The sequence below is a fragment of the Vibrio marisflavi CECT 7928 genome, assembly GCF_921294215.1.
Taxonomy (GTDB): Bacteria; Pseudomonadota; Gammaproteobacteria; order Enterobacterales; family Vibrionaceae; genus Vibrio; species Vibrio marisflavi.
On record NZ_CAKLDM010000002.1, the window covers coordinates 277,436 to 291,337 of the forward strand.

General features: G+C 42.0%; 12 protein-coding genes. 6 read left to right on the plus strand and 6 right to left on the minus strand.

Features of this window, described 5'->3' with window-relative positions:
- Nucleotides 1–13 precede the first annotated feature (13 nt).
- The 3 genes from btuF to mtnN all read right to left on the minus strand — a co-directional run bounded on the left by btuF (nucleotide 14) and on the right by mtnN (nucleotide 3,157).
- The gene (btuF, locus tag L7A31_RS08020; protein ID WP_237360994.1) at nucleotides 14–838 is read right to left on the minus strand and encodes a vitamin B12 ABC transporter substrate-binding protein BtuF; all 825 of its coding nucleotides are present in this window, start codon (nucleotides 836–838) and stop codon (nucleotides 14–16) included.
- A complete protein-coding gene (locus tag L7A31_RS08025) occupies nucleotides 839–1,792 on the minus strand; it encodes a cobalamin biosynthesis family protein (protein WP_237360995.1) in 954 nt (317 codons plus the stop codon). It lies immediately after the preceding gene.
- 666 nt (nucleotides 1,793–2,458) lie between these two features.
- Nucleotides 2,459–3,157 carry a 5'-methylthioadenosine/S-adenosylhomocysteine nucleosidase gene (mtnN, locus tag L7A31_RS08030; protein WP_237360996.1) on the minus strand — a complete coding sequence of 233 codons (699 nt, stop codon included), beginning with the start codon at nucleotides 3,155–3,157 and terminating at the stop codon, nucleotides 2,459–2,461.
- 214 nt (nucleotides 3,158–3,371) lie between these two features.
- On the opposite strand from mtnN, the gene L7A31_RS08035 reads away from it, so the two are divergent.
- The 4 genes from L7A31_RS08035 (at nucleotide 3,372) to nlpI (ending at nucleotide 8,566) form a co-directional block, all read left to right on the plus strand.
- Nucleotides 3,372–4,553, plus strand: a complete 1,182-nt coding sequence (locus L7A31_RS08035; RefSeq protein WP_237360997.1) for an MFS transporter — start codon at nucleotides 3,372–3,374, stop codon at nucleotides 4,551–4,553.
- Nucleotides 4,554–4,663: 110 nt separating this feature from the next.
- On the plus strand, nucleotides 4,664–4,933 hold the full coding sequence (gene rpsO / locus L7A31_RS08040) for a 30S ribosomal protein S15 (protein ID WP_237360998.1): 270 nt from the start codon (nucleotides 4,664–4,666) through the stop codon (nucleotides 4,931–4,933).
- A gap of 293 nt (nucleotides 4,934–5,226) precedes the next feature.
- Nucleotides 5,227–7,365 carry a polyribonucleotide nucleotidyltransferase gene (gene pnp, locus L7A31_RS08045; RefSeq protein ID WP_237360999.1) on the plus strand — a complete coding sequence of 713 codons (2,139 nt, stop codon included), beginning with the start codon at nucleotides 5,227–5,229 and terminating at the stop codon, nucleotides 7,363–7,365.
- A gap of 301 nt (nucleotides 7,366–7,666) precedes the next feature.
- A complete protein-coding gene (nlpI, locus tag L7A31_RS08050; RefSeq protein WP_237361000.1) occupies nucleotides 7,667–8,566 on the plus strand; it encodes a lipoprotein NlpI in 900 nt (299 codons plus the stop codon).
- A 6-nt stretch (nucleotides 8,567–8,572) separates the two neighbouring features.
- On the opposite strand, the gene L7A31_RS08055 is transcribed toward nlpI, so the two are convergent.
- From L7A31_RS08055 to L7A31_RS08065, 3 genes are all read right to left on the minus strand, one after another.
- Nucleotides 8,573–9,451, minus strand: a complete 879-nt coding sequence (locus L7A31_RS08055; RefSeq protein WP_237361001.1) for a U32 family peptidase — start codon at nucleotides 9,449–9,451, stop codon at nucleotides 8,573–8,575.
- 15 nt (nucleotides 9,452–9,466) lie between these two features.
- Entirely contained in the window at nucleotides 9,467–10,480 is a 1,014-nt protein-coding gene (ubiU, locus tag L7A31_RS08060; protein ID WP_237361002.1) for a ubiquinone anaerobic biosynthesis protein UbiU, read from the minus strand.
- A 92-nt stretch (nucleotides 10,481–10,572) separates the two neighbouring features.
- Complete coding sequence (locus L7A31_RS08065) at nucleotides 10,573–12,618, minus strand: sensor domain-containing protein (RefSeq protein ID WP_237361003.1); 2,046 nt, start codon at nucleotides 12,616–12,618, stop codon at nucleotides 10,573–10,575.
- A gap of 166 nt (nucleotides 12,619–12,784) precedes the next feature.
- Here L7A31_RS08065 and ubiT point away from each other — a divergent pair, with 166 nt between their 5' ends.
- Both ubiT and L7A31_RS08075 read left to right on the plus strand, forming a co-directional pair.
- On the plus strand, nucleotides 12,785–13,300 hold the full coding sequence (gene ubiT / locus L7A31_RS08070; protein ID WP_237361004.1) for a ubiquinone anaerobic biosynthesis accessory factor UbiT: 516 nt from the start codon (nucleotides 12,785–12,787) through the stop codon (nucleotides 13,298–13,300).
- A gap of 90 nt (nucleotides 13,301–13,390) precedes the next feature.
- Nucleotides 13,391–13,894 (plus strand): GNAT family N-acetyltransferase, encoded by a 504-nt coding sequence (locus tag L7A31_RS08075; protein WP_237363533.1) that lies wholly within the window; start codon nucleotides 13,391–13,393, stop codon nucleotides 13,892–13,894.
- Nucleotides 13,895–13,902 lie beyond the last annotated feature (8 nt).

Sequence of the window (13,902 nt, forward strand, 5' to 3'; positions counted from 1 at the left end):
ACATCTGCGAAATCTATTGTTTTTCCCGAGCTAAATTTAAATCTTGGCAGACTTCGTTGATGGCTTTTAGCGTTCTCATGGTCGGCCTGTTGAGCCAGTCGGAATCTATTTGCCAAATGTAGTCACCTTTTACAGCAGGGATGAAATCTTGCCACTGTCGCCACATCTGCTTGGTTAAAGTCGGCTCTTGAGCTGTGAAAATGACCTGTGGCTTAGCGAGTAATACTTGCTCTAAGCTCACTTGAGGGTAGGGGGCTGAACTCTTGGCAAAAACATTTTTTCCGCCACAAAAAGAAAAGACCTGACTAGGCCAATTGCCATTAGCGACAGTAATGACAGGCTTGCTGGAGAGTTGATAAAAGTACTTTACCGGCTGTTTATGTTGGTATTGCTTGGCCAGTTTTTTTAGCTTGTTGCGAAAACTCTGCGCTGCTTGCTGGCCAGTTTTGGGGTTGCTGCTGTATTGGCTTAGCTGCTCAATCGTTTTTGCTATGTCATCTAAAGAGCGAATGCTGACGTTATAAACGGGAATGCCGAGTTGCTTTAGTTTATTAAGTTGCTTATTCGGGTTACCAGCAGGCCAAGCGATTACTAAATCTGGTTTTAGAGCGACGATTCTTTCAAGGTTGAGGCTTTGGTAGTTGGCGACTCGCTCAATTTTATCTGCTTGTGGTGGGTAATTGCTGTAGTCACTGACCCCGACAACTTTATTTCCTAAACCTGCGGAGAAGGCTAGTTCTGTTGCGTTGGGAGATAAGGTTATAACACGCTCTATAACGTTATGTGCGTTGCTACTAAAAGTAAAGAAAACCAGCAGTAAAGGTAGAAACTTGTCCATTTAAATGCCTTGATAAATGAAGCCTAAAGTGATGCTTTGCAATAATATCCAAGCGAAAGACTTCCAAGCCAGAAGTTTTTGCACTTGAGCTAAATGAATCGCTGATGGCGCGATTCTTCCTCCGATTTTAGCTCGTATGCTTTTTCTTTTGTTGTATATGGCTGGGCCACCCAATGATAGTTGTAGCTTTCCACCCACAGCAATCAATAGCCAAGAAGGTCCTGGAAGTGGCCATGAGGAGGACTGCATGCGAATGAGTTGAAGTGTCATCATAAATCGGTGACCAAGAGAAATAAGAGCTGCAAAAACTCGAAGAGGAATAAAATCCAATACTGCGAGTATTTTCACCGAAGGTATGCCAAACGGAGAGCACTCTTGCCTTGAGGGAGACCAAGCTCTCGCTAATTCAGAGATAAGTCTATAGAGAAAAGCGCCTACGCCGCCAAGTAGCGCGTACCAAAATAGTACGCAAACCACATTACGTCCATAGCCCATGATTATAGTTTCCGCGCTCGCCTTACCTAACCCAAGCTGAGATAAAGTGGCCGTTTCTCTATTCACAAACGGTTGTAATATAGCCCTGGCATGTTGCTTATCGTCTTTTGAGAGTGCGGTAATTAGATGGCTGGCAAGCTTTTCGTTATTGCGCCAATCCAATGCGAGAATAAGTAAAGCCAGCTCAAACATATGAGATTGCCAAACCAGTGGCTTTAGAGCTATTAGCACTGCGATTGCTGGTAAGCACATTACTGTCCAGGCTAACGTGCCAGAGATGAGGCTTTGTGAGTGGCTTGAGTTTCGATTGACTTTGTCTGCAAGCAGTTCTGCGAACTTATGCCAAAGTGTCATTGGGTGAGCTGAGCGAGGTATGGGGAGAAGAAAGTTGAATAATATGGCCCCCCACATAACAAGAAGGGTGCCATTTGAATAGATGTGCTTAAAAAAATCTTCCATGATGTTTGGCTCTGTAGCAACACATTATAGCTTGTACTGTTTGCTATTATGACCTGCTTAAAAAGAGTTAACCACTTTAAAATGGGTATTGATCTCCCATTTTGCTGCTCAACTAATAATCATTGGTTATTTTGGTGTCTATATTCTGTATTATTTATATTCAAGTTAGAAAGATAATATTTATAAACCTAGTCTCTATGTTATAGAACGAAGGTTGATTTATATTGCTCAATTTTTTTGTTGAAGTTTTAAGGTAATTTGCGACATGGTTGACTATATTCGGACAAGGCTAGCTTTGGGAAGCCAAGAACAAATACAGATGCGTAAGAGTATTGTATCCTACTCTTTGTCTGCCCTTTTAATATTACTTCTTATATCTCATATTGATGGTCTAGCTGTATTATAGCTGTTAAGTAATCTTTAGAGCCTTCACATTTAAACTGTAAAATATATAAAAGTACTTTCTTATAGCAACAGTTGAACTAATAAGTATTAGTGGTCCCTAGCTAGCTAGCTAGCTAGTACTTTAGTCGGTATGAAATACATATAATACCAGTTTCAAATGTCGAAATAATGAAACTGGTATTTTTTGTTTCCTAATGTAACACTTTCATAAGCTTGGATTTAAGAATCAAATTCTTTGAAGCTTTTAAAGTAGAAAAACTTTTAGTTTTTAAGCAAGTCCACCATCTTCAATACCATTTCTGAAGAGCTTTGTGCAGCTAATGGTAAGAACTCTTCAAAGCTCATTGGTGACTCTTTGTCTGCAACATCAGAAATGGCTCTGACAACCACAAATGGAACTTTAAATTGATGGCAAGTTTGTGAAATTGCCGACGCTTCCATTTCAACTGCAATTACGGAAGGGAAGTTCGTGCGAATTTGCTGCTGACGCTCTGCTGAACAAACGAATGCATCACCTGTACAGATTAACCCGCGTACAGCATGTTTATCTGCCATCATAGTCAATGCTTTTTCAGCGACATCCATTAGCTTTTGGTCCGCAGAGAAAGCTGCTGGTTGACCTGCCATCTGACCAATTTCATAGCCAAAAGCTGTTACATCAGCATCGTGGTGACGCACTTCTGTTGAAATGACAACATCACCTAAGTTTAATGTTGAATCAAAGCCGCCAGCGGATCCTGTGTTAATAATGTAATCAGGTTGATGTTCATCAATCAGAATAGTGGTGCCTATTGCAGCTGCGACTTTACCAATGCCCGATTGCAGTAAAACCACATCAAGCCCATTGAGAGTACCAGAATAAAATGTGCAGCCAGCCTTATTTTGTTCTTTACAATCACTGATCTTTTGTTTGAGAATGGCCACTTCTTGTTCCATCGCACCAATAATGCCGATTTTCATAATTACTCTCTATCTTGTTTGAAATGAACGTAGTGAAAGTGTATCACGTTCCCTTATCTCGAGGGACTGTTGTTTGTTTTAATACAGGGATTCGTACATAGCAATTTAGTCGAAGTTGTGGTTGGTGACTGAGTTCACTATTGCAGGCTTTTACAGCATTTGTCGCTGTAAGGGCGGTGTTTTGTGCGTTTTTTAGAGCTATTGCGGAGGCGATATGAGTTTGAATACTCGTTTTATGGTTTATTTCCCTATGCTGTTCATGGCGACATTTTGGGGGCTAATGAAGGTTGGTTTGCCAATATTTCCAACCATGCCTAGCTTGCTGAACACATCGGAAGATACCGTCCGTTTTATCATTTCTTTATCGTTTATCTTTGGTGGGCTTTCTCCTCTGATATGGGGACCGTTGATCGATAAGATGCAAATGAAACGATTCATTGAACTCGTTTGTGTGGTAGGCGGTGTTGCTCTAGTGCTTGCCTCTTTTGCAAATAATATTGTTTTCTTTGGGATCTTATTTGTTTTGGCCAGTGCATTTGTGAGTGGTCTTTCTGTGTGTAGTCGAGCTTTCCCTGTTACGTATTTGAAAGATCCTGAGCAGGTTAAGCACGCATTATCGCTAACTTCTTTTGGTGGCTATTCCGCAGCTTTCCTTACGCCTCTGTTGTCTGGTTGGATCAGTACATGGTTAGGCTGGCGAGCTGTGTTTCTCATTATTCCCATTTGGCTGGTGGCGATGTTCTTTTTAGTACGTAGCTTACCCGGTCAATCTCAGTCATCGGGTAGTCTGACTTTTAAGCAATCCTTAAAACAGATGGGTGCTCACTTTCAAAATAGAGTGTTTCGTAAAGCGTTAATTGTTGTGATGTGTATGGCGTCTGTCATTCAGAGCTATTACATTGCTGTGCCATTTTGGCTCACACCTGTTTATCACATTCAACCGGATCAAGTTGCGTACTACTTGCTCCCTACATTGCTGCCGGGAATCATTTATCCGCCTTTTTCAAATTATATGATTCAAAAATTAGGCGAGCGTTTTATATTAAACTCAATGAAAGCCTGCTTTCTATTGGCAGGCGTGAGCGCATTTGTATTAAGTTTTGCTGGAAACACTATTAGTTGGCTTTGGTTAGTACCAGGGTTCCTTGCCACATTATATTCAGTCGCGCTAATACCTATTTTGTTGTTTCACACTTTTAATACCATTGAAGAAGGCAAGAGCAGTGCATCGGGGCTGATTGGTGTTGCAACCTATGTGTCCGGTGGGATTGGCATGTTGATAACCGTTTACATCAACTTGCATAATTTCTATTGGGAAGGTGTCTTTATTCTTGTCGCTGCATTGGTTTCATTCTGGGCTTTAAAGGGTGTAGTGAAATTGCCAGCTAAGCAGTAAAATTATCAGTTGATTAAAAGGTGTGGTTTTTTTATAATCCGCGCTTCGCGTAGCGGCTGAATCAGAGATTGGCTGCTACATATTTACTTTACTCTTATTAGGAGAGAATGATGTCTCTGAATGCAGAAACTAAAGCGGCTATCGTAGCTGAATACGCTCAATCTGAAGGCGATACAGGTTCACCAGAAGTTCAAGTTGCACTACTTACAGCTTCTATCAACCACCTTCAAGGTCACTTCAAAGCACACAAAGGTGATCACCACAGCCGTCGCGGTTTGCTACGTATGGTATCTCGCCGTCGTAAGCTTCTTGACTACTTGAAAGGCAAAAACCTTTCTCGTTACCAAGATCTAATCAAACGTCTAGGCCTACGTCGCTAAGATCAGTTTGTTCAAAAAAGGGGCATTATGCCCCTTTTTTGTTACCTAGAATTTACCAATCGTAGAGCATCTAGTTTATACTACGTCCGGCGAACGCCCTCTCCAGATAAGAAGACGTTGCCGAACAATATTCAAAGCATTGCAGTCACCGAAGTCGACCGGAAGGTCGCGGCTATTAAAAGTGCTACTTTAAGGCTATAGCCTTTACCAAGTATGCTTTTACTAGTCGCGATTTGTAATGCTCTGAGTGCTAAATCAATTATTCTAAGCAATGCTTAGAGCAAGGAAATATAATGTTTGAAAAACCAGTAGTTAAAACGTTCCAGTACGGTAACCACACGGTTACTTTAGAAACTGGTGTTATCGCGCGTCAAGCAACAGCAGCGGTAATGGTTACAATGGACGACACTGCAGTATTTGTATCTGTTGTCGGTAAAAAAGAAGCGGTAGAAGGTCAAGACTTCTTCCCTCTAACAGTAAACTACCAAGAGCGTACTTACGCAGCTGGTAAAATCCCTGGTGGATTCTTTAAGCGTGAAGGTCGCCCTTCTGAAGGCGAAACACTAATTGCACGTCTTATCGACCGTCCAATTCGTCCACTTTTCCCGGACGCGTTTAAAAACGAAGTACAAGTTATCGCGACAGTAGTATCTGTAAACCCAGATGTTCAGCCTGATATCCCAACAATGATTGGTACATCTGCTGCGCTAGCGATTTCTGGTATCCCGTTCAATGGCCCTATCGGCGCAGCTCGTGTTGCTCATATCGATGGTCAATTGGTACTTAACCCTAGCCAAACTGAGCTAGAGGGCTCTCGCCTAGACCTAGTTGTAGCGGGTACTGAGTCTGCAGTATTGATGGTTGAGTCAGAAGCTGACAACTTGACTGAAGAAGAAATGCTTTCTGCGGTTGTATTTGGTCACGACCAGCAACAAACTGTGATTAAAGCAATCAACGAATTTGCTGCTGACGTTGCTACTCCTGCATGGGACTGGACTGCACCTGAAGAGAACACTTCACTTAACGCTAAGATTGCAGATTTAGCAGAAGCGAAACTAGTTGAAGCATACAAAATCACTGAAAAGATGGCTCGTTACGACCGCATCCATGAGATCGCTGACGAAGTAAACGAAGCTCTTCTTGCAGAAGATCCAGAAGCGAACACTAAAGAAATTCACACTATCTTCCACGACCTAGAGAAGACAGTTGTGCGTCGCAGCATTATCGCTGGTAACCCACGTATTGATGGTCGTGAAAAAGATATGGTTCGTGCGCTAGACGTACGTACTGGCGTTCTTCCTCGTACACATGGTTCGTCTCTATTTACTCGTGGTGAAACACAGGCTCTTGTGACTGCTACATTAGGTACTCAGCGTGATGCACAAATCATCGATGAGCTAACAGGTGAGCGTAAAGATCACTTCCTACTGCACTACAACTTCCCTCCATACTGTGTTGGTGAAACTGGTTTTGTAGGTTCTCCAAAGCGTCGTGAAATCGGCCACGGTAAACTTGCGAAGCGCGGTATTGCTGCAGTAATGCCATCTGTAGATGAGTTCCCATACACAGTACGTGTTGTATCAGAAATCACTGAATCTAACGGTTCTTCTTCAATGGCTTCTGTATGTGGTACTTCTCTTGCTCTTATGGATGCGGGTGTACCAATTAAATCTTCTGTTGCTGGTATAGCAATGGGTCTAGTTAAAGAAGGCGATGACTTTGTTGTTCTTTCTGACATCTTGGGTGATGAAGACCACCTAGGTGACATGGACTTTAAAGTAGCGGGTACTCACACTGGTATCACTGCACTGCAAATGGATATCAAGATCGAAGGTATCACAAAAGAAATCATGCAGATTGCATTGAATCAAGCGCAAGGTGCTCGTAAGCACATCCTGTCTGTGATGGATCAAGCTATTTCTGGTTCTCGTGAAGATATTTCTGAGTTCGCTCCGCGTATTCACACTATGAAGATCAGTGCTGAGAAGATCAAAGATGTGATCGGTAAAGGTGGTGCAGTTATCCGTGCTCTGACTGAAGAGACTGGTACAACTATCGAAATCGAAGACGACGGTACAATTAAGATTGCAGCAACTGAAGGTACAGCTGCGAAAGAAGCAATTCGCCGTATCGAAGAAATCACTGCTGAAGTTGAAGTCGGCCGTATCTACACAGGTAAAGTTGCTCGTCTAGCTGACTTTGGTGCGTTCGTTACTGTCCTTCCTGGTAAAGATGGTTTAGTACACATTTCTCAAATCGCAGATAAGCGTATTGAGAAAGTATCAGACTACCTGAAAGAAGGCCAAGAAGTTCAAGTTAAAGTACTTGAGATCGACCGCCAAGGACGTGTTCGTCTAAGCATGAAAGAAGCGGTAGAAAAGGCTGAACCAGAAGCTGAAGCGAATGGCAACACTGAAGGTAACGCAGAGTAATAATTTGTCGTCACTTCACATGCATTAGGTGGGGTTTCCCCCACTATGTAAAAAGCGTGTTATAAAAAAGGGAGCATTGTCGCTCCCTTTTTTAATGCGGATAGCTGGCTTTATACCAATGCCAGTAATTAAGTTCTTACAATATTGTACAGGGAAAATCGTTCAGAACTAGGCAGGCTATTTGATAACTAGCTATTCTAATTATGAAAATCCTAGCGAAGTTATGAGCGATTTTAGCCAGTAAAGATGATTAAATAATTGCTGGAATTGGTATTACTATCGGTATACAGGAGTATTATTTGTGAAAAGGATTCGAACCACTTTATTGAGTGTGTTTTCACTATTGCTTGTAAATGGTTGTGCATCGCAAAGCCAGTGGTTGTATCCACCTATGGCAATACCATTACAAGTTAGCGCTAAGAAAGAAGTTCAAATAGCTCAACTTACTCAGCTGATCCAACGAAAGAACCTTGACGATCAAGTGAGAGCAAAAATGCTCTACGAGAGAGGTAGCTTTTACGATAGCGTCGGTCTTCGCCTTTTAGCACGCCTAGACTTCGATCAATCACTTGCACTCGATCCAGCTCAATCTGATGTTTATAACCTATTGGGTGTGAACTTTACCGAAGAGCAACAATATGATGACGCGTATGAAGCGTTTGATTCTGCCATTGAGCTAAATCCAGATAACTTATTTGCTATCAGAAACCGTGCTATTGCACTTTATTACGGGGGCAGGTACGAGCTGGCGTTAGAAGATCTGAAAAAACTCACCAAAGATGGAGAAGTGGACCCTTTTATCAGCCTTTGGCGCTACATTATTGAATACGAAATCGATCCAACCTTAGCAAAAAAACAGCTCACTGAAAAATACGATGCAAGAAAGCCCGGCTGGGGTTGGTTCTTGGTGGGGCTGATGTTAGATAAAGTATCTAATGAAGAAGCATTAAAAGCCATTGTGACAACTTCGGCAGACAATGTCGTGCTAGCAGAACGATTAACAGAAACGTATTTCTATATCGCAAAACGCTATCAGCTAAATGGTGATCTCAAGAGTGCCTATACTCTTTATAAAATCGTATTGTCTTCAAATGTCTACGACTATATAGAGCATAAATACGCATATATTGAGTTAGATAGAATTAAAAAAGAGGCCGCGCAGCTTCAGCAACAAGCAGCCTCTGTCGAGAAAGTTAACTAGATTGACTTATTGTTCGCTGGTGTCCAGTCCTGCCAAGCGATGCCAGTAGCCATTACATTGTTTGTCTTCTAATTTAATAGGTTCAGAGCGGCTTTCAGCTGCTTTGAACCTATCAATTTCGGCCAAAGTATCTAACCCCAATGGACTTAGCCTGACCACGTCAACCAGTGACCTCATCTCTTTGACATCGTTGATTAGGTTGTAACAGTAGCCTGATTGAGTTTGTATTCCATTAAGGTTGAACACTTGCTGATCTTCTTGGCTGGAGATCTTCACCCCAGTAGGGTACTTGATACAACAGGTCTCGCAATCATCTTTGCTTTTGTTTTCCGCACGAGCAGTAAAGCAACGTGCAGAGTAGGCTAGTGGTAAGTACCCATAACTAAACACTTCGGTTTCGAACTTTCCGCGAATACCTAGTTCTTCACATTGCTGCAAGGTGTTGTTTAGCCAATCTTTTGACAGCTCGACAGGCATACACCAACGAACCATTCCCTGTTTTAGGAAAAGGCTTAAAGTCCCGGCATTGTATGCATTGACAGCTGGTCCAACAGTAAAAGGAACACTGTTCTCATAAGCAAGTTGAATCGCGGAAACATCGTTGGCTTCAACAATAAAGTCACCGTTGTCTATGTACTTCTTCATCACGTTGACTTCACTAGGCGCTTCTAATAATGCCATTGTAGAGAGTACAACTTGCTTACCTGAAGAGGCCAACTCTTTAGCTAAATCAAGCCAGTGAGCAGGCTTTAATTCTCGTCTTTTAGAGCAAACTGTTTCACCTAGATAAACGATATCGGCAGAGCTCTTCGCAGCCTGTGAGTAGAATTCTTCTACCGTAGATTTCGACCAAAAGTATAGAACTGGCCCTAGAGAATATTTCATATGAGTGATTTTTCCTTATTGCCAGTTACGATGATAGGCGCCTAATGTAGTTTGGCTGCCTTCGGAGACATTTTCTAAGGCTTGATTCCAAGCATGCTCTACTTGATAGGATGCAGGAGAGCGCTGGTAAGCATCAATCGCCGCGCGCCATGTTCGAGTCACCTGCTCGACATAAGCAGGGCTTCGTTGGCGCCCTTCAATTTTTACTGAAGCTACTTTGGCAGCAAACAGCTCAGGTATTAATGCGAGAGTGTTGAGGCTAGTGGGTTCTTCGAGCGCGTGATAGCGTTGATTGTTCGTGTTCAGTTCAGAGTGGAATCGGCCTTTACAAAGTGTCGGGTAGCCTGCATTTTCATTCTTGCCATATCTGTCGATGAGAATATTGTTGAGGCGAGACTCTAAACCTTGATCTGTTTCTTGCCAGCGAACATATTTTGCAGGTGAGCATGCCCCAACGGTATTTGGAGATTCACCTGTGAAGTAGGATGAAAGGTAGCAGCGCCCTTCCGACATAATGCACAGGCTGCCAAAAGCAAAGACTTCGAGCTCTACATCGTCACAGATATTGCGTGATAACTGCTTTACTTGATGAATTGAGAGTACTCGAGGTAGAACAACGCGTTTGATATTGAAGTTTTGTTTGTAAAAATCAATCGCAGCTACGTTGGTAGCAGAAGCTTGTACGGATAAATGCAACTCTAAGTGAGGGTATTTGTTGGCGGCATATTCGAGTACCGCAATGTCTGCGATAATTAGAGCATCGACACCTATATCTGCCGCTTTATCAACAGCATCTGTCCACCTTTTGAAGTTGTCTGGATGCGCGAAAGTGTTTAGTGCGATGTGAATTTTCTTATTACGGTCGTGAACGTATTTGACTGCGTTGTCTAGTTTTTTGCCGGTGAAGTTTAGGCCAGCAAAATGCCGAGCATTGGTATCGTCTTTAAATCCAATATATACAGCGTCTGCACCGCAATCGATAGCAGTTTTTAAAGCAGGAAGGTTACCTGCTGGGCACAAGAGTTCCATTGTTGATCTGACATAGATTGGTCATGATAAAATTTTAAGCTTGCTGAGGAGTGGGGTGATTGATTTAAGGCAGGTTTAAGCGAGTTTAGCCACTAGTGGCGTGCTTTTCTTTTGTTGATATCTTGAATAAACAATTTTTCAACTTCGTGCTTGGGCTGCGGAGTATGATAGTAGAAGCCTTGTAGCGTGTCGCATTGCATTTCACGGAGCAGCCTTGCTTGGGTCTCGGTCTCTATACCTTCAGCGACAACGTGCATACCAAGAGATTTAGCCAAGCTAACGATACTTTCGACCACCGTGCGTTGCTTGGGCAGTGATTCGAGATCAGTAATGAATGCACGGTCAATTTTCACTTCATCTACAGGAAAACGTGCAAGATAAGCGAGTGAAGAGTAGCCGGTGCCAAAGTCATCAATCGATAAAGAAAAACCTAAATTTTTTATCGCATTCAATGTTTGTAACGTGTGTAAGCTGTCTTGCATTATACAGCTTTCTGTAAGCTCAAAGGTTATGCCGTTTGGAGTTAGTTGGGTTTTGTTTAGCAGCTTTTCCATGTAGTTTGTGAGCCGTGGGTTACGTAGCTGCTCAGGGGAAAGATTGATTGCGATTTTGCCTGGTAATATATTTTGTTGTTTCCAAATCTTTACGTTGGTAAAGACTTCACGCATAACTGCACGGCCGATATTTTCAATTAGCCCCGCACTTTCGGCTACTGGTATAAACTCGCTGGGGCTGATGTAACCTTCTACAGGATGCTTCCAACGTATCAGTGCTTCTGCTCCAACAATCAGCAGGTCTTTAGTGCTTACTTTTGGCTGATACCAGACTTCCAAGCCATTTTGCTGCAATGCTTTTTGTAGCTCTATTTCTATCCATAGTCGCTTTCGCGCTTCTTTGGTGATTTTTTCCTCAAATTGCATTAAGCGATTGCGCCCAGCGAACTTGGCTTCGTACATTGCCACATCAGCATACTGTAGCAATAGGTTGGCATTGTTTGCATCCTTAGGATAAGCGACACTACCTATCGAGCAGGCTAAGCGCTTTTTGAAATAGCGTAAATTAAAGGGTTGATAAATCTCGGACTTAATTGACTTTGCATAACTTTGAACTGTTTGCGGATCATATGGTTGGTTAAAAATAATGCCGAACTCGTCACCACCTAACCGGCCGATTGCGCTTGAAGTCGAGCACAAATTTCTTAGCCTGTCTGAGACTTCTTTGAGTACCATATCGCCGATTTGATGGCCTAAGGAGTCATTGATATTTTTAAAGTTGTCTATATCTAGATACAGAAGAATAAAGGGCGTATTACGCTTTGTTAACTGTTCGATACACTTGGTAAAACCGAGTCTATTATAGAGCTGAGTAAGAGGATCTTTGTAAATATCCTGGCCCACTGGCTTATCTATATTTGTGTTAGTGATTGACTCTTTAACAGTGATTAACTGTAAAGCGCTACCATAAAGTTGAGCTGAGTTGGCGGATAAGTCGACATATTTCTCTAGTTTACAGACTGTACTTGTTTGGCAAACCAAAGCCTGAGACTTTAGTAAATAGCTAATTGGCGGAGTTATCTTTTCTTTCGTTTGACTGTCAACGAAAAGGTGGTTTAGGGATTCGCCCAGTAAGTCATATACAGAGCTAAAGCCAATCATTTCAGCGCAAGCTTCATTGGCTGAAATGATTGAATTCTCTTCGACTAATATGACGCCAAAAGGCACTAACGCTGTTAGCGCTGAATATTTATTTTCAGCCTCTTTCAAGTTCTCAATAAGTTGGTGTTTTTCACTAGTGTCAGTAGCTTGTATGATAATGTACGTTTGATTATTTTCAGCTAAAGTGGAATACACCACAACTTGCATTGACGTGTGGTGTCCAGAAAGCGGCAGCGCAATTTCTGTTTCTAGTAGTTCGCCAGATAGAGCTTGCTGATAAAGCGGTTTTAGCGATTGAAATACGTCCTCACCAAAGACTTGTTGGTCGGTTTGGCCAATTAATTCTTCAAGGCTTATCCCCGATATATCTTGATACCGTTTATTGACGGCTGCATATCGGTATTGTTCATCCAAAACAGCAAAAAAGAAAGGGCTATTCTGGGTAAAAGTTTGGAACCAAGTCTGTAGGTTTGGCGGAAGCATTTATTTGAGTAAAAAATCCATTTATAGACTTTAACTATAACTTACACCTAACCAATACTAAAGAAAGCATGAATGATCTTTCACACAGAATCTTGATACATGACAGAACCTCTCAATATTAGTTCGTTTAAGGTATGGAAACTTGACGATTTAGATAGGAGCTACCGTGTTCAGTAATTTGCAAAATCAATTAGTACGTAATGCCGCGTCTATTCTCCGTATTCCAACTAAATGTATGCCAGCTTTTATGCAAAGAAAGCTATTGCTGGAAGGATTGAACCAAGTATTTCATGACTCATTAGAAGACGGGGAGTTTGAGTTTTTAGCAGACAAATGGCTAAAAATTGAAGTAAAAGATCTAGGTTTGAGTTGGTGCATTAGCTATCAATCTGAAAAACTTGTCGTGGCTGATAAGCCTGTTGAGCATGATGTTTCTTTTAGTGGAAATTTGAATGAGTTAGTACTTATTTCTGGCCGCAAAGAGGACCCAGATACTTTGTTCTTCCAGAGACGATTGCAAATTGAAGGCGACACAGAATTAGGTCTTGAAGTTAAAAATTTAATGGATAGTGTTGAATTTGATCGAATGCCAAACTCAATACAGTTTCTAATCAATGAACTAGCAGAGTTTGTTAAGAAAGGTTTGTCAGTCAATTCGTTAAAAGCTCAATATTCTCAGTAAATAAATGTGCCAACCTGAATAGCTCTCTGCTGCTCGCATATGTGGGCTGTTTAGGTATACAATTGTCGCATACACAAAACGAGGTATATGATGCTGATTCGTGCAGAATCGCTAGGAGATATTCTGGCGATAGATAAACTATTGAAATCCACCTTTGATACAGAAGCAGAGGCGGATTTAGTGATGCGATTGAGAGAAAATGGACATTTAACATTGTCTTTGGTTGCAAGTACTGATGACGGCGAAGTGATTGGGCATGTCATGTTTAGCCCTGTACTGGTTCAAGAACAAGATCTTGGATGGCAAGGGTTAGCGCCAGTCTCTGTCCGCGAAGATTATAGAAATCAGGGTATTGCAGCCAAGTTGATTCAGGAAGGCTTTGCTTCTTTAAGAGAGTTCGGTTATCCGGTTTGTGTCGTGCTTGGCGATCCAAAGTATTATGCACGCTTTGGTTTTGAATCTGCGCAGCAGCATGACTTTCACAGTCAGTGGGAATTGCCAGAAGGCATTTTCCAAATCACTGATCTTGTCGAGGGCGCCAGCAAAGATCATCATGGGCTTATTCGCTATTGCCCAGAGTTTGATCAGGTTTAACAGGTGTT

Excerpts from the sequence above, each read along its gene's own strand:
- btuF (WP_237360994.1), bottom strand. The coding sequence starts at position 838 with ATGGACAAGTTTCTACCTTTACTGCTGGTTTTCTTTACTTTTAGTAGC.
- L7A31_RS08025 (WP_237360995.1), bottom strand. The coding sequence starts at position 1,792 with ATGGAAGATTTTTTTAAGCACATCTATTCAAATGGCACCCTTCTTGTT.
- mtnN (WP_237360996.1), bottom strand. The coding sequence starts at position 3,157 with ATGAAAATCGGCATTATTGGTGCGATGGAACAAGAAGTGGCCATTCTC.
- L7A31_RS08035 (WP_237360997.1), top strand. The coding sequence starts at position 3,372 with ATGAGTTTGAATACTCGTTTTATGGTTTATTTCCCTATGCTGTTCATG.
- rpsO (WP_237360998.1), top strand. The coding sequence starts at position 4,664 with ATGTCTCTGAATGCAGAAACTAAAGCGGCTATCGTAGCTGAATACGCT.
- pnp (WP_237360999.1), top strand. The coding sequence starts at position 5,227 with ATGTTTGAAAAACCAGTAGTTAAAACGTTCCAGTACGGTAACCACACG.
- L7A31_RS08055 (WP_237361001.1), bottom strand. The coding sequence starts at position 9,451 with ATGAAATATTCTCTAGGGCCAGTTCTATACTTTTGGTCGAAATCTACG.
- ubiU (WP_237361002.1), bottom strand. The coding sequence starts at position 10,480 with ATGGAACTCTTGTGCCCAGCAGGTAACCTTCCTGCTTTAAAAACTGCT.
- L7A31_RS08065 (WP_237361003.1), bottom strand. The coding sequence starts at position 12,618 with ATGCTTCCGCCAAACCTACAGACTTGGTTCCAAACTTTTACCCAGAAT.
- L7A31_RS08075 (WP_237363533.1), top strand. The coding sequence starts at position 13,391 with ATGCTGATTCGTGCAGAATCGCTAGGAGATATTCTGGCGATAGATAAA.